Raw genomic sequence first — 21,360 nt, 5'->3', positions numbered from 1 at the left:
ATATTTTTGTATTAACATGCATTTCATTGGATATAAAGGGGGATAGTATGAATATTTTGATCATCGGCGCCGGTGGTGTCGGCAGATCAGCGGCGATGATAATCAAGCAAGCCGGTGCAGAAGGGTCCTGGGCGGAAAAGCTTGTTTTAGCGGACTATAATCTCCAGCGGGCAGAGGAGGCAGCCGCCCTATGCGGAGGAACGACGAGGTTTATCCCCGAAAAAGTTGACGCCAGGGACAGCGCGGGCATTTCCGGAATCATAAAAAAACATACTATACACTTTGTGATGAACGCAGTTGAGCCTTCTTATAATGAAACAATTTTTGATGCCTGCCTGCAAAACAAGGTGGGCTATCTGGATTGCGCCATGACCCTTTCCCGGCCGCATCCCACAGATCCCTACCATAAGGTGAATGTAAAACTGGGTGATTATCAGTTTGCCAAACACGATGACTGGGTAAAGGCGGGTTGTACCGCCATCGCCGGTTCGGGGGTTGAGCCGGGGATGGTTGATTGTTTTGTGCGCTTCGCCAAGGAGCGTCTGTTTGACACGATTGACGAGGTAAATATCCGCGACGGCGACAACTACACCGGGGGCGGTTTCGGGTTTTCAGTATGGACGACCATAGAGGAATGTTTAAACCCCCCAATCATCTGGGAGAAGGGCAAGGGATGGTTCACCACGGAACGTTTTTCAGAACCCGAAATCTTTAATTTCCCCGGAGGTATAGGGGATGTGGAAGTGGTAAATGTGGAACACGAAGAAGTGATCCTGGTACCACGGGTTATTGATTGTAATCGTGTTACCTTTAAATACGGCGTACCGAAGGCGTTTCGGGATCTGCTCCTCAATCTTGAGTCTGTCGGCATGGCGGACAAGGAAAAGACCCTGGAACTGGGGGGCGCCGCAATTACACCCAGGGATTTTTTAGTAAGGGTGATACCGAACCCCATTGAATCAAGCAGCGCCATGGAGGGGAAAGGCTGCGCCGGGGCATGGATACGGGGCGTGAAAAACGGAAAACGCCGTTCAGTATACCTGTATCAGGTGTCGGACAACCAGGATTGCGTAAAAAAATACACCACCAATTCTGTTGTTGCCCAGACCGCAGTTGGCCCAGTAATAATGATGGAACTGATCGCAAGGGGTATCTGGGATCTGAAGGGTGTTTACGGCCCCGAATCATTTGACCCGTTTCCTTTTATAGAACGTCTGGCGAAATATGGTTTTCCTGCGGGAATCCGGGAAATGGACAGCGAATATTCAAAATCGCTTGATGAAAATAATCTGTTAGAACTAATCAGTCGGGGAGGAAAAGAATGAACAAGATGAAGGGATTTACCGTTCTGGGGATAACGCTGGCTGCTATTTCAGTGTTACTTTACGGCGGCTGCAAAAAAAGCGGCGTTGTTTCCGAAGGAAACAACGAAGGCCGGCGGCTTTACATTTACAATTGGACCTATTACTGTCCGGATTCAATTATCGAAAAATTCGAGAAAGAGTTCGGCGTTCGGGTAATTTACGATGAATACGCCTCAAATGAAGAACTCTACGCAAAACTACAGGCGGGCAGTACTGGTTACGATATCATATTCCCATCCGCAGATTATATTTCAATCATGAAAAACCAGGGGATGCTGGCAAAAATTGACAAGGACAAGATCCCCAATCTGGTCAACATTGATCCAAAAATTAAGGAGAAATGCCTTTTTGATCCCGACTTTGACTATCATGTGCCCTACTATTACGGAGCGGCGGGCATCATTGTAAACACAAAAAATGTGCCGGAATTTGAAAGAAGCTGGTCGATCTTTGAGCGGGGAGATTTAAAAAACAGAATGGTTATGCTTGACGATATGCGGCAGATTATGGGCGCCGCCCTCATAAAGCTGGGATACTCGGGAAACTCGACAAACCGGGATGAAATTAGCGAAGCAAAGGATTTTATCATTACAAAATGGAAACCGAATATCACTAAGTTTGATTCCGAAGGTTTTGGCAAAGGTTATGTGATTGGCGACTTTTGGGTTGTATATGGGTTTTATGAAGCCGTTCTTGATGAAATAACCGATAACGAATCGCTTCTTTCAAACACTGAATTTTTCATTCCCGAAGAAGGCGCTCCCGCGTATCTTGACGGTATGTGTATCCTAAGGGATGCCAAAAACACTGATTTGGCGTATCAATTCATAAATTTTATACACCGCCCCGATATATACGCCGAATTCACCGATTACTTTGGTTTCCCTTCCACGGTAAATATTCCCGCCCGGGAACTGAAGGCAGAAGAATCCTTTGTCACCGAAGAAGATATGCTCCGCACCCAGCTGGAATATGACGTCGATGACGCACTTGATTACTACACCGACATGTGGTTTAACGAAATCCGCATTGGCAGCTAAACAGGGGTGACCACTGGTCAGCGTAGAAACCGGCAAGCGGTGGGGGGGGGATTTTCACTAACCCCCATCAGCTTACGGCGGCCCTTACATGCCACGAATTTGTATTATCTTTAGAAAAACTGAAGAAATCCCACAACGTTTCTACTCCGGACTTTACCAAAACGATTCAAGGTTTGACTTCTTTTCGGAAATTTCGTATTTTTTGATAAACAATTGGTTATTGTATCACATCTCAGAGGAGTACTGAAAAATGATAGAAGAACAAAAAAACCTGCCGGACATCACCATGATAAACCTGGGCGTTGGAACGGTGCGCATTTATGATTTAAACGGAATACGGCTTCACGCCTATGATACGAAGGATCCCTTCGGTGACGAAAGTTATCTCTTTGAAACCGAACATGAACTCATCGGTCTGGAATCACCCATGTTCCTGAATAATTTGGCGGAATATGCGGATTATGTTAATTCCCTGGACAAGCCCCTGAACCATTTCATTATGGACTACCATCCCGGAGGGAGCAATGCCTTTATCTACTGCCGGACATACGCAACGGAAACCACCAAAAAATCGATAGCCGAAGGCGGCTCTATAAAGACGCTGATCGACAATTTTTCTGCGGCCTTTGGGAATCATCTAAACCCGTATATTCCGGCTATCACGAATATTATCAAGCCCGGCAGGATAACTATCGGCGATATTGAATTTATCGTAAAGGACACCAAGGAAAGTTTCGATCTTGAAATCCCCGCCATCAATGCAGTTTATACCCATATGGTCGGCAACAAGGTTCATAACATTCTGGAAAGCCCGGAACAAATCGACGCCATGATTGGACAGATGGAGGATTATACAAAGAAGAAACCCGACCTTATCCTTACTACCCATGATATCCCCGCAACGGCGGAAGTAGCCGCAGAAAAAACAACATATCTTAAAACGATAAAAGAACTGGCCTTAACGTCCAAAGATAAAACCAGCTTCGTCGAACAGGTAAGGGCTGCTTTCCCGGAGTACGACGGAAGGGACTATCTCAAGATGAGCGCCGCCGCTTTGTTTTAAAAAAAAGGCAGCCAACATCTCCGCTGACTGCCTTTCTAATTTTTTTTCTTTTAATCCCTAGCTTATTTCCGTAAATGAAACCCGCTGGGCCATTCCGGAAGCATCGATATCAAACACCACCACGCCGTTTTTCTTCACGGTTCTGTTGCTGGTAAAACGCTCTCCCTTGTAAATCCGGGCAAGGTACGCGTCTACGTCATCGGTCTCGATCTCCTGAACATCCACATCCCGCATCTGGTTTCCCGAGCAGGAATTGAAGATCTCCCGGATCATCTCGTACTTCTTCATCCCCGTTTTGCCGGGGAATGCATCGGCGAATTCCGAAACTACCGCCGGCCTTATGATGATGGCGTTTTTTACTAAGTCCACACTTTCCAGCTCGCCCGTAACGCTGATCTCCTGGCCCATAAGGTCCGTGAGGGTTATGGTATCCCCCGCCACCTTGATGACACTGACATATTCACAGAGCTGTTTTCTCGTACCGCCCTCGCCAAGTTCATAGGCCGTGGAAAGACACATCACTTACCATCCTTAATAAGGCCCAGGGCTTTGACCAGTTTTTCGGTTCCCTTTTCAAAGTCCTTTACCGCATCATTGATGACATCAGCGGATTCTTTCTGATCCGCGTGGTAGAGATTGTGCGCCAAGTCGCCCAGCTCAGATGCATGTTCCCGGTTGTGATCCAGCATATACTGCAGCAGGGTCTTAAGCTTATTCAGATCGCCGGTATTACCGTGGCTATGTTCATGGACGTGTTCATGGCTGTGGGTATGTTCATGCTCGTGGTCGCGATGAGGATCTGACATAAACTATAACTCCAGGTAAGAATCTGCAAACAGGGTTTGGTTCATGATAATGTCCGCAGACTTTATCGCTTCCATGAGCCGGAGATCGCAGGGGTTCACAATCGCTGAGGTAAGACCGTGGCTTATGGCCATGGCAACCATGGTGGAATCCATGATGGGCCGCACCGCCTTGGGCATCATGTTGGAAACATTGGAAAGCCCGCCGGTGGAGTTAAAGCCCTGTTCGGAAAGCCAGCTGATGAACTGTAGCGTCTGAATCTGCTTATCCTGCTGCCCCTTAATAACCAGGAACAGGGGATCAAACCAAAGATCCTCCGCCTCCATGCCCAGTCCCGCGCCGCGTTCCAGCATCTCCAGGCAATACCCCTGGCGCTCTTCGTTGTCCGAGGGAATCCCGGACTTGGCGCAAAGGGCAATGGCGATGGCGTCATTGGCCGCCGCAACATCAATGTAGGAGATCCGGTCCCCGGCGTCAGCGGAGTTAACCAGGGGTTTCCCCTTGGCCCGGTTGTACACCTTAATTCCCGCCTCAATAGCCTTCTTGTTCGCCGTATCAAGGGCGAGGGGCACATTGTCAAAATTTTCCTGGAGGAGCTTTACCCCCCAAGCCATCAGTTCTTCGCCGCCCTTTTCCGCAGGCCCGATGTTCAGGTCCAGGTAGGTGGCTCCGGCGTCCAGCTGTTCCTTGGCGCGCTTAAGAATAGGCGCAGGGTCCTTGGAATCCATGGCCGCCTTAATCGCCGGCGAAATACAATGAATACGCTCACCAATTGCAATAAATTTTCCCATAAGTACTATACCTCCAATAAAATTTTATTAACCCTTGAAATCCTTGAGCCACTTAACCACCCCAACCGCTTCGTTGGGCCCGACAAGGATCTTCCAGCCGGGCAGGTTTTCTTCAAGCTCACCCTTAAGGACGGCAACCTTGCCGGGGATAAGGAGGTTACGGTTCTTCACCTGACCATCAATACCCGCTTCCTTAAAGAATTTAGAAATAGTACCGGCGGAAAATTTCCCCGCCGCCCAGGAGGTCAATACCGAATATCCCCCCGCGTCAGAGACGATGAGGTTAACAGGCACCCCGCTCCGCTCCAGTTCGCCGTTTATAACGAAGTAGGAGAGCGCAAAGTCTACGGTAATTGCACAGATGGAGTCCGCGTCCGCGCCGTTGACCGGGTAGATCTTCGGTTCCATCTTCATGGGCTTCTGGGGATCCGTGTAGATATTCTGTCTGAGGCCGTACAGAGGCAGCGCCGTGGCGTAGCTCATGTTACTCAGGATGATGATCGAACCGTATTTCAGGGTGAACACCGAGGCCAGGGCGGTCTCCAGGTTCTCGTCCTTGCCCGCCAGCTTGTGGAGATTAACGATGCTGGGATACCCAAAGCTGCGATCCTGATCCTTCAGGGCCGCCCGGCGTATCTGCACCGCATTGGCAAAGGCGTCTTTGATAGAAACGCTGCCCACATCAATGGCTAGGTTTTTGTTACCCGCCGCTTCGATTTTCTGCACCGTTTCGTAGATAGTGTCCAGGTCCTTACCGCCGACTCCGAGGACCACTCCGGCTTCGGTAGCAATCTTGCTAAAGGCTTCCCAGTTGGTCTCGTCCGCGCCGTTGAGGATGGGCTTTTCAGCCTTGACGATATCCAGGGCGGCCTTAGCGGCGTCCGCATCCTTTACTTCAAGGATGAGGGTCCGCCCCGCGCCCTGGGCTTTCTTTACCGTGTCCAGGAACTTTGCCTTGTCGCCGGTAAACTCCACATTGATCAGATCCACGATCATCCGCTCACCTATGCGGTCGTAGTCGATCTCCTTGATCTTGGGCAGCTTTTCGTCTATACAACCCTCGCACACCGTTACTGCGTAGAGACTCTTGGACACAAATGTCTTATCGTGCCGGAAAAGTACGGTCTCGCCGCCGAGCTTGTACTGCTTGTCCCCGTTGCCGATGGTCAGTGCCTTCATGGGGGGAGCCGATGCGTCGCTGAGCTGGGCCAGGGCCTCCGCCGAAATATCCGGGCATTTATCGATGGTAATCGACCCCTGGGCAACCTTCATCGCAAAGGCCATACAGGTGGGATTGCCGCACTTCTTACAGTTTGTTTTGGGCAATAATTTAAAGATGTCTAATCCTTTAAGCGCCATGTCTTCCTCCTTTTATACCAGTTCCGCAATAAGTTTTGAAACTGCGGCAACCGATGCGGGATGGCGCAGAATAACGGCGTTAGAGCCGGCGGCAAGGGCCGCTGAGGCGGTGGCTATTTCCATGGCTATGCCCCGCTGTTCCTGGGGTCCCCAGCCGGCGGGAGCTTCCGCTTCACTCTTAAACGATTCACCAACGCTCCAGGTCTGTTCACCCACCGGGGTGATGATGGGCATCTGAAGCTTGTCGTCGTTCTGGGTCAGGGCGGCCAGTTTGATCCGGTCAATGGTACTCACCACGTACTCAAAGCCGTAACCCGCAGCGGCGGAACCCACATTCATGGTCATGCTCTCGTTCTTGATCCCCAGTTGGGAGATCAGCACGTTAAGCTGCTTGGCCAGATTGATATCCACCGCAGATTCCGCGGAGATCTTCTGCCCGTAAGCTTGGACCGCGCCAACGGCAATGGCCTTGTGGTTATCTTCCTTGGCGGACATGAGGAGCACATTCTTTCCCTGAAGGGCGTCGGCGATCTTTACAAAGAGCTGGCCGTCCTTCTCCACATTTTTACTGCCCTGGATCACCAGGGGGAGCGTTATGGCGTCGGCCACTTCCTTGCAGAGGGCAACGCAGTCTTCAATAGACTTGTTGGCCCCGTTGGGGTCGGCGCTTTCAAGGGACAGGCTGATAAAGCTTGCGCCGGGAATCGTACAGGCCTTTTTCGCCACATCGGCGATTTTCTCAGCCCCTTCGTAAAACTTACCCAGCTCAGGCAGATCCCGGTTCGGCCCCAGATCGGAAACTTCCACCCCCACCTTAGGAGGATTCTTGATCTTCTCGTCAAAACTGTAGAAGGGGAGTACATTTTCACCCCCCAGAGTAACAGCCTTATCCCCGGCGCCAATCACCACTTCTTTGATGGTGGCCGGAAATTTTTGCGGAACGCGTTTAAATGGCATAACACCTCTCCTTTCCATTTAATTTTACTATGCACAGTCAAAAAACACGGCGGGATACACCCGCCATGTTTTATAAAGCCATTGTTACATCAGGGGTTCAAGCTGCAAAACCGGATGTTCCTTTTCGCCAAGGTATTCCACCAGTTTTTCCGCATCATCGGTAACGGTCTCGTCGGCGATCCGGTCAACAAAGTTGTCGATCCCATAGAGTTCCTTCGCCGTTTTGTTGAGCTTTGCGCCCACAAATTCCTTGAGGGCCTTGGGCATCCACACAATCCGTGCGGGGCCGCCCTCAGCGGCCATAAACTTTTTGGAGCTGATGAACTGCTTACCGTGGCCCATGAAACCCGGGGTCTGAACACCGCCGCCGGTCATGGAGGCCATTTCCGAGAAGGTCATCCCCAGGGGGGTCATGCCCGAATGTTCCCGGTTTACGATAACCACACCATTACTGGCGGGCTCGATACCGCAGATACACTCAAAACAGCCGCAGCTGGTCATGGGGTCCTGCATGATGGAATACAGGGTAACCTGCTGGAGGGAACCGTGGGAGGCGGTTTGCACCGCTTCGTTCACATCCTCCCAGATACCCAGCTTTTCATCCACCACCCGCTCCTTGGTAACTATCTGGCAGGAACCGTTGGGGTCGATCTCGTTGGTGGCCTTAGCGTCAAGCCAGGACACGGCGCCGCAGAGACCCAGCCGTTCCGGGGTAACCACGCACACGTGGGCCGGGGAGAAGGACTGACAGAGTATGCAGTTGTAGAACACTTCGACATTCTCATCCGTAAGAGAGAGGAGCCGGGCATCACGGGTCTCGTAGACCTTGTTCACATCCGCCCGGAGCCGCTTAAGATCCTCCGGTTTGGTATAGACCTTTATCTGAACCTTGTCGATAATGGCATCAAAGTCGCCCTTGAGCTTGGCGTAGAGTATTTCCCCAAAGTGCTTGGCCCGGAAGCCCGCAGCAAAGGCGGCCTTACTTACCCGGATGCGGATAAGGTCCCGCTGGCCGGTATGCATAATACCTTCGGCGTAGTTAAGGTAATGGTGAATCCGGCGTTCAAACACCGGCTCAAAGTCCTTCTGCATGTTCTTGCCGGAAACTTCCACCACAAAGCCCATGGCGGAACGATCCCCTTCCTTAACGCTGTCGATATCCGGCCCGATAAGTTCAATCTTGTGGTCCTCAATCTCAGCGGATTCCTTGGTGGTGACCCACTCGAAGCAGTCCAGCTTAGACCCGTCAATGTCCACGTGCATATCCGCCCGGCGGATAATTTCCCCTTCGAAGGCGGTGGAGAAAGCTACGGGGATATCGACCTTGGTAACCTTGATCTTGATATCCCGTGCTTCCAGGGAAGTCTCGATAAAGTCCTTGGTATTCTGCTGGATGATAAGGCTCTTGGGCACGGGCCATACGTCTTTGGTAGAATTGGTGATGACCGGGAAGCCCATGGCAATAGCGCCGCCGCCGCAGGCCACAGTAAGATCCGGCAGGGGGTCAAAGGCGTTAACAAAGGCGCGGATTCGCTTAAAGGTATAGTCGTCAAACTCTTCCTGATCCCCGGGCTGTACGTTACCGAAGATCATGGCGGCCCGGTTTACCAGGGAGATGATGTGGGCCACATGCCACAGTTCCGGTCCCACCGGAACAACCCGGACGGAGAAGTTCATGTTCAGGTTCATCCGCTTGGCCTGATCGATAACCCCGCCGATGAGGAATACAAAGATGGCCCGGGACTGGTAGCCCTTGATCAGTTCCGCCGCTTCTTCGTCGGAAGGGGCGGGGCCGATGATGACCACGAATCCGGGGATATCGCCGGTAACCAGGGGTACCCCAAGCTCACGCACTTCGGCGTCGCTCATGTGGCCCCAGTATTCCCGGGTGTCGCCCTCACCGTAGGGGGTGGGACTTTTAGCGTATTTACAGGCTTCGATAACCTCCGCCGCCAGGACCGTGCCAAAGCCGGTCTTAAAGACATCCCCCAGCCGCTGGTTGCGGGGCATCCAGTTGGCCTTGGTTTCATCGAAAGCAGCCTTGAGTTCCCCCAGGGTCATAATCTTTTTACCAAGGTAGGCCAGATGGCTGGCGAGAAAATATGCCGTATTCGGCATAGCCAGGGGAGCGGACTCCCCCAGTTCCTTTAAAGTTTCATTCAGCGTCTTTTCGGCTACCGCCACCATTTCGTCAGAACCGTCAAAAACCCGGTTAAACAACAGTTTCATAGAAGCACCTCTCCTTCAGGATTTATGCGCAGCATCAATGCGCTCTTTGATCTTCATGATCTCGTTTCTTGCCCGGTCGCTGGTTTCATAGGGTGATATGCCCCGGCGATCGGCCTCGATAATCTCCTCGTTATAGCTGATGAACCCAAACAGATCCTCCGGGGGTATACGGCTTCTGAGGTAATCCTCATCTTCCTTGCCCCGGACCTTGTTGGCCACCACGCTCACCGCCTTAACCCCCAGATCAGCAGCCAGGGGTTTGACCTTGTGATAGGTCTGGATACTCCGTTCGCCCGGCTCGATAACCACGATGAACCGGTCCACCATTTCCGCGGTACCCCGGCCCAGGTGTTCAAGCCCGGCCTCCATATCCATGATGACCACCTCGTCCCTGGCTATTACCAGGTGGGAGATGACCCGCTTGACCATCACATGTTCAGGGCACACGCAGCCGGACCCTCCGGTTTCCACGGTACCCATCACCAGAAACTTAACCCCGTTCTTTTCCCGGGCGAAGCGGTCAGGAATATCGTCTACCTTGGGGTTGATCTTAAAGAACTTCCCATAGGTATCCTTACCCGAACCGGTACGTTCGGCGATCAGATCGCTCATCTTGGAGATGGGGGTGATGGCCTCCACCTCCGCTTCGGTAAACCCAAGGGCTAAGCCCAGGTTAGCGTCGGGGTCCACATCCACCGCCAGGACCTTCCGGCCTTCGGCGGCGTACAGCCGCGATAATACCGCAGCCAATGTAGTTTTCCCAACCCCACCCTTTCCGGTGATCGCTATCTTCATCAGATACCCAGGGCGGCCCGTTTCTTCTCAAGCCCGTCCAATATCGATTTAACTAATTCATGGGGATCAAGATTGATGATGTACCCCGCTCCGGTGATCGCCCTGGTTCCTTCGGTGATGAACTCCATCATCTGGGAACTCCCCTTAACCTGGGGCTCAATACCCAGGTATACGTCAAGGCCGGTGGACACGACATAGTTGGCGATGGATACCGCCTTTTCGCTCATCCACTCCGGCGCGCAGCCGACTACGGGGATCTGGGTAGTATCAACCCCCCAGTCTTTGGCAATACCCGTGGCCAGGAGCATCATACGGCTGATGTCAACGCAGGCGCCCATGTGCAGGATCGGCGGAATGTCGACCAGTTCGCAGACCCGACGGAGACCGGCGCCGCAGAGATACTTGGCGTCCTTTTGGAGGAACCCCGCCTTGGTTGCCAGCTGGGCGGCGCACCCGGTGGCCACGATGAGCACATCGTTTGCCATAAGTTCCTTCATGATTTCCAGGTGGGAATAGTCCGGCCGAACCCGGGGATTGTTACAGCCCACGATGGCCACGGCGCCCCGGAGAACCCCGGCCTTAATGGCGTCAATCGCCGGCCTGTAGGAACCCAGCTCATCCACATGGGTATTGGCGACCCCATCCAGGTGCTTGATGATCTGTTCGCAGGGATAGCCGACTGTGGCCTTCTGCTTGGTTTCGGGGATATAGATCTTGCTTTGATCCCGGTTCTGGAAATTGTCTATCGCCATCCTGATTATTTCTTTGGCCTGTTCAAAGGCAGTTTCGGGCTTAAATTCAATATAGATTGACCCGGGAATCCGGGCGATGGGGGAACTGGTAACGAATTTGGTGTGGTAGCAATCGGTCAGAGAGGCAAGGGCGGGGAAAATACACTGTACGTCCACGCACATCATCTCCACCACGCCGGTGAGGACCACATTTTCCTGCTGGAGGAAGTTACCCACCATACGGACCCCGTGACGCATGGCCACTTCGTTGGCGGTACAGCAGAGACCCACCAGGTTAATACCCTTGGCGCCCTTGCTCTTGGCGTAGTCCACCAGCTCCTTAAGTTCCCCGGCGGTAACCACCATCTCCGAAAATGCCGGATCGTGGCCGTGGACTACGATATTAACATAGTCCTTCTCCAGCACACCCAGGTTGCCTTCGGTATTCCACACCGTGGGGGTACCGAACAGGATGTCGGTGATTTCAGTCCCCAGCATGGAGCCGCCCCAGCCATTGGAAATAGCGGTCCGCAGGCCTTGGCGAATCAGCGCTTCGGGCTGGGCGGTATTTCCCATATGGGTCATGTGCATGGCCGTGGCGATTTCCCGGTCTATGGCCCGGGGCTCAATATCCTGGTCTTTCCAAACCTTCTGCCGTCCCTCGGTGGCGCGCTTGAGAAAACGCAGGGTACCGAAGGTCTTCCCGAATTCCCCAAGCCCCACTTCCGCGACTTCGTGGGCAACGTCATATATATCCCGGCCATCGGTGGGAACATCCCATTCCTTGGCCAGTTTGATAAGCTTCTGCTCATCCCGCACCTGGTAATTCCCGTCACGGCTCGTACTGTGGAGCACGTGGAGTATCTCCCGGGCATGATCCGAGTGGGCCGAAGTACCCGCCGCAATGGTACGGAGGTAGTTTCTGCCCGCTATGGCATGGGCGTCTGCGCCGCAGATACCCCTGGAAGCCTTTGCGGTAATCCGGCAGGGGCCCATGGAGCAGTTTTTGCAGCAAATCCCATCTTCTCCGAATTTACAGTGGGGGGTTTGATTTTTTACCCGGTCCGCATAGGTCTCGGCGTGCACAAAGGTCGCCATCTCTTTCAACTTAGCAGTTACAGTTTCCATCTCTTCGATGGTGGTAAAGTGTTCCAAAGTTCTCAAAGTAAGTCTCCTCCTCTATGGTTAAGGTGAATCTTGTCTACAATATAGTATAAAAGCGAATACAAAAAATGTAAACTATAAATATTTATAAATACTTATATATCTATATAAAAATACCTATTTTTTCTCTTTAAACCTCCGAATAACAACTTCGCCCATCGCCGCCAAATCCTCCGCAGTAAAGGCAAAGATAAAATTATCATCAAAAAGCATCTGAGCCGATGGTGGAAACTCATCATCGCCGGCCCAAATCAAAAGGCTTATGAAAAGCCCGTTTAGAAACTCAAAACGGTAACCCGCGTCCCCCGTATCCAGGGCCTCAAAACGGAGCCCTGGAAGACCCTCTACCATCCGCCTGAAAGCCGCCAGGTCGTTTCCGAAGCTATGGGCTGCCCGCTTAAGACAACGCCCTTCGAAGTTGCGGTAATAGGTCGGGCCCCAGGGGATTTCGTTATAAGAAAGCCTTTTCCCCCGGCTTTCAAAGAATTTTCCTTCGCAGAGATACCGGATAAGGAGTATCTTTTCATAGGGCTCCCGGACATCGTCCCCTTGGAGATCGCGTAGTTCAAAAACCGGAAACGCCGCCCGGTATTCGGTCCCCATAAGGCGCAGAAGGAAAAAGCCCTCCCCTGCCCGGGTTGCCTCAAAGGATAGGCCGCACCGTTCCGCAACCGCACGGGGATCCAAGCTTTCATAGAGCCCCTGATAATGGGCTAAGGGGACATCGCACTGCTGATTTTTTACCGGCAGCTCCGCATTACCGGTCTTCAAAGAGGGCTCCGTTGGTATGGGGCAGGAAACAGGCTGCCACAAATTCGTCCATATACCCCGGATGGGACGATAATTCCAAGTACGTCATCCCCCCGCTGATTTCAATAACCTTGGATGCGGCGCCGGCGGAATTAACCATGGCATAAGCCCCGGTCAGACTGGTATTACCGATATAGTGGTATTTTTCCAGAGGGATTTTCGGGAACATCCCAATGCGGATGGCTTTTTCCACATTAATCCCGCTCCCGATACCTCCGGCCACATAAACTTCCTCAATATCGTCCGGGGAAAAGTCCATGATCGCCAACATGGTCCTGATGGCGGAGAAAATCGCCCCTTTAGCCCGGATAAAACTATCGATATCCGTCTCGTTTAACGCAATATCCTGTCCGCTAACACTATTTTCGGCAAAAGCCAGGATATAATTAGCCGCGCCGTACTCGTCATGCCCAATCCGCTTGCTCTCCCGAATAAATTTTCCCTTGGCGTTGATGATCCCGCAGCGGAAAAGCTCCCCGATGGTATCGATAAGCCCGGACCCGCAGAGCCCCGCAGCCTTCTGATCCGCCCCTCCGATAATGGTAAGGGATGGCTCCATGGTTTCGGCGTCGATGGAACATGCCTCTATCGCCCCGTCGGTGGCCCGCATACCGCAGCTGATATCCCCACCCTCAAAGGCAGGCCCGGCGGAACAGGCGCAGGACATGAGGAGCTCTGAATTGCCAAAAACCAGTTCACCGTTGGTTCCCAGATCTATAAAAAGAGAAAAACTATCTTTTTTGTATATGCCCGACGAGAAAACCCCGGAGCTGATGTCCCCCCCCACATAGCTGCCTATGCTGGGAGCCAGGATCACCTCGGCATCGGGGTTGAGGTTCAAACCCAGGTCGCTGCTCCGGAAGCCGTCACCGTGGAAGAAGGCCGGCACATAGGGCTCCAGACGGAGGAAGTCCGCGTAAACCCCGGTAAAGAGCTGGGTCATGGTAGTATTGGCAGCCACCGCCGCCCGGTATATATCAGTAGGCGCGATTCCCGCTTTCGTACAAATCTCGCGGATCAGGGGGAGCATGGTCTCCTCAATCACCGCCTTCCGCAGCCTATCCAGACCGCCTGGCCGGGTACTTTCGATGATCCGGCTGATCACATCCGCCCCAAAGCGGATCTGACCGTTCCCCCCGGAGCCCCCTGCCAGCAAGTTCCCCGTGCGGAGATCCGTAAGCACCATGGCCACCGTGGTGGTCCCGATATCCACCGCCAGTCCCGGCAGAACCGCCTGAGCCCCGGCTGCGGCGGGGAGTATATCCAGGATCAGGTCCCTATCCGGGCCTTTCCGGGCAACACATATAACTGAAAAATCCGATTCCCGCAGAATACCGGGAAGCTTCCGCAGGGCAAAAATACCGATCCCGGCTTCCCGGCCGGTCTCTTCGGCATACTTAGCCAAAAGCCGTTCCCGGTCCGCCATGGCGTCGTCCAAAGCGGGGGGCGTCAAGGTGATGGCCGTTGTTTCCAGGCCGCTGTCTCCACGGTAGCCCAACTCGTCCAGGTCCTTGCCCAGGGCGTCAAAGGCAGCCCGTTCACGTCCTTCGCTGAGGGTCGTCACCTTGATACGGTTCTTAAAAGCTCCGGCAGAAAGGGGGACCTCTAAACTAAGGTCCGACGCGGCTCTGATACAGCAGGCCAGCCGCCAGCCCGCCGCATAGTCCTCCGGGCTTATTTGCCGGGGAGCCTCCCCAAGCACGGTTCCTTCAAGCACCTTAACCCGGCATTTTCCGCAGGTCCCGTTCCCCGAACAGGGGGCGTCTATATCGACCCCGGCTTTCCGGGCGGTTTCGAGGAGGGTTTCTCCCTCAGGGGCAAAGGCGGAAACAGTAGCTCCGCCCTCTATTTTGAATAGTATTTTTTGGCTGCTCATATCGTTATTATTTTATCAATTTAAACCCTAATACACGGTACTGTCAATCCGCCCTAGCTCAAGCTGCTCCCCCCCTTCCCGCAGGACCCGGTTACCGATAAGGAAGCCGCCGAGGATAATCGTTCCTGAACCGCAGAAAACCAGAATCCGGCTGATGGGGACCAGGTCGCCCAGGGGGCCGAAGACGATCATCCCCAGGGGCATCATGATGCTGGAAATCATATTTTGGAAACTGAACACACGGCCCATAAATTGACTTTCCACTTTTTCCTGCAGCAAAACAGTGAAGGGGGTATTGAAAAAAGGTACGATCATACCGGAGAAGGCCATCACCGTAATGTAGATTCCGTAATGGGGGGCAAGCCCCAGACAGATGTCGCCGCAGCCAAAAAGGAAACAGGCAAGGGCCATGGTCCGGACACGGTTTTTAAAACCGCCCCAAATACTAATCAAGAGGCCGCCCAGGATCATACCCGCCGAAAACAGTATTTCCATTACCGAAAGCCGCCACACTTCGCTGCCGAATTTCCGGGCTATCTGAAGCGGTGTTAAGAAAACACCCGGGGTAATCAGCAGAAAAAAGAAAACAGAAAAGATGAACATCCTTTTGACAAACCCATGATCCAGCACATAACGGCAGCCTTTTTTAAGATCCTCAAAATACGACAGGGAATTTGTACCGGTTGTTTTTTTTCGCAGTGATTGTGTTTCACCGGGAATATGGACAAAAATAAACACAATACCGATACCGATGACGGCGGTGGCCACATCAATAAAAAAGATATACTCTATCCGTGAAAAACTAAGAAGCGCCCCGCTGAGCATGGGGGCCAGCAGGGAAGACAGGGAATTGACAGAACTATTGATACCGTTCACCCGGGTCAGGTGTTCCTCCGCCGATACCAGTTGGGGGATGAGGGCGTTTACCGCAGGTGTCTGCACACCGGTTCCCAACGCCCGGATACCAAGGTTCAAAAACAAAAGCCAGATAAGATCGATTTTGCCGTGCAGAATAAAGAACAACGCCATAGCAAGGGTACTTAACGCGATAATCCCGTCGGCAATGTTGATGAGGAGTTTGCGGTTATACCGGTCCGCCCACACCCCGCCGAAGGGGGATATAAAAAAGGTCGGCAAGCTGCCGCAGATAATCGCAACGGTCATCATTGCCCCTGACCGGGTATGAAGGGTGATATACCAGATGATTGCGTAATGGACCAGGGCTGAACCGAAAAGGGAGATGGCCTGTCCGGTTAAAAACAGAACAGTGGCTTTTTTCCAATTTTTATACATAGAGCTACAGTATCAAATATATGGAGAAGCGGGGGATAAAGTCAAATTTGGATACCCTTAGGTAAATTTTACAAAAATTTATCAAAAAAAACTGACCTATTCATTTTTTTGTGCTATACTATAACATATGTTGGAAATTTTGTAGATTTTAACAAAGGAGTAGGTATGTCTAATTTAACCGGTATTGATAATGCTGCATTTTTTAAACTTAGTTATGGACTTTTCGTTTTAACGGCAAAGGACGGCGATAAGGATAACGGCTGTATTATCAACACCGTTTCCCAGATAACGGATACACCCAAACGTATTTCTTTAGCGGTCAACAAAGGCAATTTTACCCATGACATGATACTTAAAACCGGTATTTTTAACGTTTCTGTTTTAGGTATTGAAACGCCCTTTTCTGTTTTTCAGTGCTTTGGTTTTCAAAGCGGCCGGACTGTTGATAAGTTCGCGGATGCGCCGGAAAAAAAGCGCAGCCCTAACGGCATACTATATGAACCCCGCCATGCCAATAGCTATATTTCCGGTAAAATTATCAGCACAAGCGACTACGGTACCCACACCTTGTTTATTGCCGATGTCACCGAAGCTGCGGTTTTGAGCGCCGTACCGTCAGTAACATACCAGTATTATTTTGATCACATTAAACCCAAGCCTCCGGTCGATTCTTCTAAAAAGAAGGGATATGTGTGTAAAATTTGCGGATATGTTTACGAAGGGGATGTACTTCCCCCGGATTTTGTGTGCCCCTTATGTAAACATGGCGCGGCGGATTTTGAGAAGCTATAGGGGCAGCAAACCCGTCATGGGTTTACGTTCATCTCCCTAAAGCTAAGCAGCCTGATATCTTGCCTTACCCGGTCAAGCCCTCCCGCTGTACCACATCATCCCGCAGCAGCACCGTGTCGAACACCGACACAAAGCGCCGTATGTCCACGGGGTTTTTGCGGTAGTCCGCATTGGAACCTATGGCGGAAAACCACCGTTCAAACGAGGTATCCCGGCCAAACCGGCCGTATCCCACGGCGGTTTTTTGACAGCCCAGATCCCGGGCGGCGCTGATCCAGTCGTTAAGGTCATCCTGGAAATCACTGATGATAAAGAAGCTGGACCGCTCATTGAGGTACCGTTTACAGTATTCGATACCGGCGCCCAACACGGTACCCCCGCCTAAGTTTATGGCGCCAATGTCCGCCAGGGAAGTATCGGAACAGAGGCTGTCGGACCAGCAGACTAGGCGGCTCAGGTGTTTGCTAAAGGCTCCTTTGTAAAAGGCGCCTTCGGCACGCATAATGGTTTGGATAACCCGCTTAACAAAGCCCGGGGGAACGCTGCCGGACACATCCAGCAGTATGCACAGGTTGTTCAGGTTGTAGTTTTCAATGCGGTAACGCCGGGGGATGAGGATATCCCCAAACCGGTTACGGTTAATATTGTAGAGAATATCCGTGTGGAGCCGGTTCCGCTTAAGGAGGAGACTCCGTTCCCGCAGTATTCGTACCAGGTCCTTAACATCCCTTAGTTCCGTAACAGTGTTGACCGTCTTAGTATCGGTATAATTATCGGTCCTGCCGTGCCTGATGATTTCCGGTTCGTAGGCGGCGTTACTGTCCGCATCCGCAGCGGTCTTCCGGGTCTCCTGGATATCCTGTATGCGCCGCTCGACAGCCTGCATGGCGTTATAGGCGCTGACGTCACTGGACTTAATTTTTTTACCCGGCCCGTCCCCTATGTGGTCCAGGAAGGAGTTCAGCTCGGTACAGAGGAAGCTCATATAGCTCATCCAGTCCAGTCCCTCGGGCCAAGTCTCCCGGGGGAAGATGAATCCCTCCAGGGGGCCGCCGGGCGCCGCAGACAGCATTTTCCTGTCCTCGTTAAAAAGCTTGGTGTTTATCTCCATAGCCTGTGCTATGTCGGAAAAGCGGTTGTAGATATACGTAGAATAGGTACCCAGCTTGGAGTTTAAGTTTCGCTCCGGGGGAAGGCGCGCAAGAAAGCTGTGGAGGTTGCGCCGGAAGAATTCCTCGAACTGCTGGCGGTGCGTCCGGGGCCGGTTAAAGTGGTTGTAGAGGATATGCCCCTTTTCGTGGAGATCCCGGGCCATAAAAGTCGGCCTGTCTGCTTTCCGGTCAATATAGATACAGTACTCACCTCGCATGGCCCGGTAGGAAAAACTTAGCGGCGCCCCCTTTACCCCGGGGACGTCAATATAACTGATGCGGATATTAAGCCGTTCCAGCAGTTTGTTTGTTTCCCGGTATTGGGCAGGCTCCCAATCTGCATTTTCCGGCAAGGCTTAGTCCTTCATCCCGTGTTCTTCATCATAAGTTTCACCGCTTCGTCACGAAGTTCCGCATAAACGTCACGGATTCCGCAAAGCCGACCCAGTGGATCAGTTTTACTGTTCTTATCCTTGGTTTCCTCAACCAGGATGCCGATGAGGTAATCCAGGCGCTGCATGTCGTTGGAAAAGGTGTAGAGATCCGCCTTGTTATGGGTAATCTTCTGGCGGAGCCGCTCGGTGTCTTCGGCGTTAATGCCATAGGATGCGCCGATGTGGATGGCCAGGGCTTCCAGGTTTGGATCATTGGTGTCGTGGAGCACCGAGGATTCATGGAAGAGAACCCATTCATTGACGGCGTCCGCTACGCTCTTGCCCCGGAAGTCCAGGGATGCGCTCTGAACTTCGCCGCCGGCCGCAGGCGTTCCGGCGTCACTCCGGGATGACAGGACATCGTAGAGCCGCCGGTACAGGGTTTCTGCGCTCTTTAGATATGCCTTTCGTTGTTTTTCAGTAAAGGTGTTGGTACCAAGACCGATGAGTCCGTAGACCATGTTAAGTATGGCAGCCCCGTGTATCTCCATGGTCAGGCCCTTACGGAGGAAGGACAGACTTATCTTGTAGAGATACCAGAGGGTACGGCCGGAAATAAAGTTGTACACATACCGGGAGTCGTCATCGTACATGGTATTGTAGACCTGATTGTTGATGTCCATGGTATAGAAAAGGTCCTTATCCATATCCCGGTTATCCTCCTCAAAGGAACGGAAAAGAGTCCTGAACATCATTTTCAACCCGTCCCGGAGGTAGCTTTTCTGCCAGGGGGTGATTTCTTTTTCCGCAAAGACCACAGGGTCCTTGGCCAAGTCCGCTTCATCCTGGAGGAATTCGTCAAGAAAACTATCGTTGCTCTCGTAGGATAGATTGATGATACAAAAGCGGTTGAGGATGGGGGCCATGATATTGAACTGAAAGGGGATATTCTGCTTATAGTTTGCCGCAGCAATAACCAGGGTCGATTCGGGCAGGGTCCGGCCGTTTCCGATTTTCCGCTCAAAGACCAGCTGCAGCAGGGCCCCTTGAACATTTTCCTGGGCGGTACTCAACTCATCCAGGAACAGTACCGACGGCACATGAAAGTTATTTTCCTGATCCAGGATGTTCCGGTACCAGTGGGGGGCCAGAAGTTCCAGATAGTGCTCCCCGGTTTCACGGTCCTCCGCCCTGACCTGAAAGCCCAGAATCTCCTCCTGGGAAAACCGGGACCCGATGAGGGTTTCAATATGGTAACCATTGCGCCTAGCCCAGTTGTACACCACCGTTGATTTTGCAAGCCCCGGATTGGCCATCAGAAGGATAGGAACCTTACTGTCCCTGGTTATTTCTATAGCCACTTCAATCCGATCCCGGATTTTATTTACGCCGCCCATGATCGCCCATGGTACCCGCATTGGGGGAAAGATTCAACCGCCATCATTTATGGTCCGCAGCAAACCCGCAACAAAAGCGGCGTGGAAAATACGGCGCAGTGGTCGATTCAAAAGTTCAGTCCGCTTTCTTTTTCTTGAGAGAAAGCCAGTATAGGAGACCAACCATCCCCGATCCGCCGACGATATTCCCCAGGGTTACGGGAATCTCGTTTTTAATTATAAAGTTAAGCCAGTTCAGGTTGGCCAATTGTTCCGCCCCAACATGGGACGCCTCTACCCAAAGCGGGTTCGACTTAGCCATAATGCCCGCCGGGATATAGTACATATTGGCCACCGAGTGTTCAAACCCGGAGGTAATAAACAGACAGATGATAAAGAAACAAGCCAAGAGCTTGCCCGTCACATCCTTGGCCGCATAGGAAACCCACACAGCCAGACAAACCAGCCAGTTACACATAATGCCCAGGAAAAAGGCCGATTCAAAGGAAAGTGCCGTTTTGTAAGCCGCAATCTTGATGGTCTGGCCGCCGAGCACACCGTTACTGCTATTGAACAGCATGGACCGGTTCATCATATAAGCGATAAATACGCTGCCGATAAGGTTGCCGATATAGACCACAAGCCAGTTCGAAAGCATTTGGCGGATTTTGACTTTACGGTCAAGCACGCCGACCAGGATCAGGGTATTGCCGGTAAACAATTCACCCCCGGCTACCACAACCAGCATGAGCCCCGTCCCGAACACGGCTCCCGCCAAAACCTTGCCCAGCCCGTAGGTATCCGGATTGGCGAACAGGTTAAAGGCCGCCATGTTGGAGCCTTCCGAGGCAAAAGCAATAAACACCCCTGCCATAAAAGATAAAATCACTTGGCCGAGAAGGCTCCGTTGAACCTTTGCCAAACCTACATCGCTGGTGTATTCCAGAATTTGTGCTGGTGATCGTGCTTCCATACTGTTTTCTCCTTACTATAATTATATATTTCTAATCGTTTTTATAAAAATTAAGAATTTTTAACCGCAAAGGACACGAAGTACACAAAGGAATTTGGAATTATCATTATTCTATTTCCTCCTTAGTGTCTCTTGGTGTCCTTCGTGGTTTTTCCTCTCCTCTTCTCCTAGAACAGCCCGGAGATCTTTCCGGTGTTGTCCACGTCGATCTTTTCCGCGGAGGGTACCGGGGGGAGACCGGGCATGGTCATGATTTCACCGGTGAGGGCTACAATAAAACCCGCGCCGGCGGATATCTTGACGTTACGGACATTGAGCCGCCAGCCTTTCGGCGCGCCCTTCAGCTCTATCTTGTCAGAAAAGCTGTATTGCGTCTTCGCCATACAGATCGGCACCTTGTCCAGCCCCAGCTTTTCAA

At 52.1% G+C, this 21,360-nt stretch carries 19 protein-coding genes; 4 read left to right on the top strand and 15 right to left on the bottom strand.

Going from position 1 to position 21,360, the window contains the following annotated elements; all coding sequences use genetic code 11:
* The first annotated feature begins 47 nt into the window (after positions 1 to 47).
* The 3 genes from LQZ19_RS04225 to LQZ19_RS04215 all read left to right on the top strand — a co-directional run bounded on the left by LQZ19_RS04225 (position 48) and on the right by LQZ19_RS04215 (position 3,467).
* Positions 48 to 1,325, top strand: a complete 1,278-nt coding sequence (locus LQZ19_RS04225) for a saccharopine dehydrogenase family protein (RefSeq protein ID WP_411046408.1) — start codon at positions 48 to 50, stop codon at positions 1,323 to 1,325.
* Positions 1,322 to 2,404, top strand: a complete 1,083-nt coding sequence (locus LQZ19_RS04220; protein ID WP_411046407.1) for an extracellular solute-binding protein — start codon at positions 1,322 to 1,324, stop codon at positions 2,402 to 2,404. Before LQZ19_RS04225 ends, LQZ19_RS04220 begins: the two co-directional genes overlap by 4 nt.
* Before the next feature lie 250 nt (positions 2,405 to 2,654).
* Positions 2,655 to 3,467 (top strand): hypothetical protein, encoded by an 813-nt coding sequence (locus LQZ19_RS04215; protein WP_411046406.1) that lies wholly within the window; start codon positions 2,655 to 2,657, stop codon positions 3,465 to 3,467.
* A 57-nt stretch (positions 3,468 to 3,524) separates the two neighbouring features.
* Here the strand turns inward: LQZ19_RS04215 and LQZ19_RS04210 are convergent, their stop codons facing one another.
* The 11 genes from LQZ19_RS04210 to LQZ19_RS04160 form a co-directional block, all read right to left on the bottom strand.
* Positions 3,525 to 3,986 (bottom strand): CooT family nickel-binding protein, encoded by a 462-nt coding sequence (locus LQZ19_RS04210; RefSeq protein WP_411046415.1) that lies wholly within the window; start codon positions 3,984 to 3,986, stop codon positions 3,525 to 3,527.
* The gene (locus LQZ19_RS04205) at positions 3,986 to 4,273 is read right to left on the bottom strand and encodes a DUF8180 domain-containing protein (protein ID WP_411046405.1); all 288 of its coding nucleotides are present in this window, start codon (positions 4,271 to 4,273) and stop codon (positions 3,986 to 3,988) included. The genes LQZ19_RS04210 and LQZ19_RS04205 overlap by 1 nt, the downstream gene beginning before the upstream one ends.
* 3 nt (positions 4,274 to 4,276) lie before the next feature.
* A complete protein-coding gene (acsE, locus tag LQZ19_RS04200) occupies positions 4,277 to 5,062 on the bottom strand; it encodes a carbon monoxide dehydrogenase/acetyl-CoA synthase methytransferase subunit (protein ID WP_411046404.1) in 786 nt (261 codons plus the stop codon).
* Positions 5,063 to 5,089: 27 nt separating this feature from the next.
* Positions 5,090 to 6,421: an acetyl-CoA decarbonylase/synthase complex subunit gamma gene (gene acsC, locus LQZ19_RS04195; RefSeq protein WP_411046403.1), complete on the bottom strand. Its 1,332-nt coding sequence runs from the start codon at positions 6,419 to 6,421 to the stop codon at positions 5,090 to 5,092.
* 12 nt (positions 6,422 to 6,433) lie between these two features.
* Positions 6,434 to 7,378 carry an acetyl-CoA decarbonylase/synthase complex subunit delta gene (gene acsD, locus LQZ19_RS04190; RefSeq protein WP_411046402.1) on the bottom strand — a complete coding sequence of 315 codons (945 nt, stop codon included), beginning with the start codon at positions 7,376 to 7,378 and terminating at the stop codon, positions 6,434 to 6,436.
* Positions 7,379 to 7,462: 84 nt separating this feature from the next.
* Positions 7,463 to 9,607 carry an acetyl-CoA decarbonylase/synthase complex subunit alpha/beta gene (gene acsB / locus LQZ19_RS04185; protein ID WP_411046401.1) on the bottom strand — a complete coding sequence of 715 codons (2,145 nt, stop codon included), beginning with the start codon at positions 9,605 to 9,607 and terminating at the stop codon, positions 7,463 to 7,465.
* Between the two features lie 15 nt (positions 9,608 to 9,622).
* The gene (locus LQZ19_RS04180) at positions 9,623 to 10,402 is read right to left on the bottom strand and encodes an ATP-binding protein (RefSeq protein WP_411046400.1); all 780 of its coding nucleotides are present in this window, start codon (positions 10,400 to 10,402) and stop codon (positions 9,623 to 9,625) included.
* Positions 10,402 to 12,297: an anaerobic carbon-monoxide dehydrogenase catalytic subunit gene (cooS, locus tag LQZ19_RS04175; RefSeq protein ID WP_411046399.1), complete on the bottom strand. Its 1,896-nt coding sequence runs from the start codon at positions 12,295 to 12,297 to the stop codon at positions 10,402 to 10,404. The genes LQZ19_RS04180 and cooS overlap by 1 nt, the downstream gene beginning before the upstream one ends.
* A gap of 117 nt (positions 12,298 to 12,414) precedes the next feature.
* Positions 12,415 to 13,068 carry a DUF3786 domain-containing protein gene (locus LQZ19_RS04170; protein WP_411046398.1) on the bottom strand — a complete coding sequence of 218 codons (654 nt, stop codon included), beginning with the start codon at positions 13,066 to 13,068 and terminating at the stop codon, positions 12,415 to 12,417.
* Positions 13,055 to 14,983 (bottom strand): corrinoid activation/regeneration protein AcsV, encoded by a 1,929-nt coding sequence (acsV, locus tag LQZ19_RS04165; protein ID WP_411046397.1) that lies wholly within the window; start codon positions 14,981 to 14,983, stop codon positions 13,055 to 13,057. Before acsV ends, LQZ19_RS04170 begins: the two co-directional genes overlap by 14 nt.
* Positions 14,984 to 15,010: 27 nt before the next feature.
* On the bottom strand, positions 15,011 to 16,276 hold the full coding sequence (locus LQZ19_RS04160; protein ID WP_411046396.1) for an MFS transporter: 1,266 nt from the start codon (positions 16,274 to 16,276) through the stop codon (positions 15,011 to 15,013).
* A 165-nt stretch (positions 16,277 to 16,441) separates the two neighbouring features.
* Between LQZ19_RS04160 and LQZ19_RS04155 the strand changes: the two genes are divergently transcribed.
* Positions 16,442 to 17,068: a flavin reductase gene (locus LQZ19_RS04155; protein WP_411046395.1), complete on the top strand. Its 627-nt coding sequence runs from the start codon at positions 16,442 to 16,444 to the stop codon at positions 17,066 to 17,068.
* A 64-nt stretch (positions 17,069 to 17,132) separates the two neighbouring features.
* Here the strand turns inward: LQZ19_RS04155 and LQZ19_RS04150 are convergent, their stop codons facing one another.
* The 4 genes from LQZ19_RS04150 to LQZ19_RS04135 all read right to left on the bottom strand — a co-directional run.
* Positions 17,133 to 18,572, bottom strand: coding sequence for a vWA domain-containing protein (locus LQZ19_RS04150; RefSeq protein ID WP_411046394.1), 1,440 nt, complete (start codon positions 18,570 to 18,572; stop codon positions 17,133 to 17,135).
* A gap of 11 nt (positions 18,573 to 18,583) precedes the next feature.
* The gene (locus LQZ19_RS04145) at positions 18,584 to 20,011 is read right to left on the bottom strand and encodes an AAA family ATPase (protein ID WP_411046393.1); all 1,428 of its coding nucleotides are present in this window, start codon (positions 20,009 to 20,011) and stop codon (positions 18,584 to 18,586) included.
* Between the two features lie 94 nt (positions 20,012 to 20,105).
* On the bottom strand, positions 20,106 to 20,942 hold the full coding sequence (locus LQZ19_RS04140) for a formate/nitrite transporter family protein (protein ID WP_411046391.1): 837 nt from the start codon (positions 20,940 to 20,942) through the stop codon (positions 20,106 to 20,108).
* 167 nt (positions 20,943 to 21,109) lie between these two features.
* Positions 21,110 to 21,360, bottom strand: a 251-nt coding sequence (locus LQZ19_RS04135) for a formate--tetrahydrofolate ligase (protein WP_411046390.1), incomplete at its 5' end; no start/stop codon positions are given.

This window comes from Treponema primitia, assembly GCF_046533075.1.
GTDB lineage: Bacteria > Spirochaetota > Spirochaetia > Treponematales > Breznakiellaceae > Termitinema > Termitinema primitia_B.
This window is presented reverse-complemented; position numbering and strand designations above follow the sequence as displayed.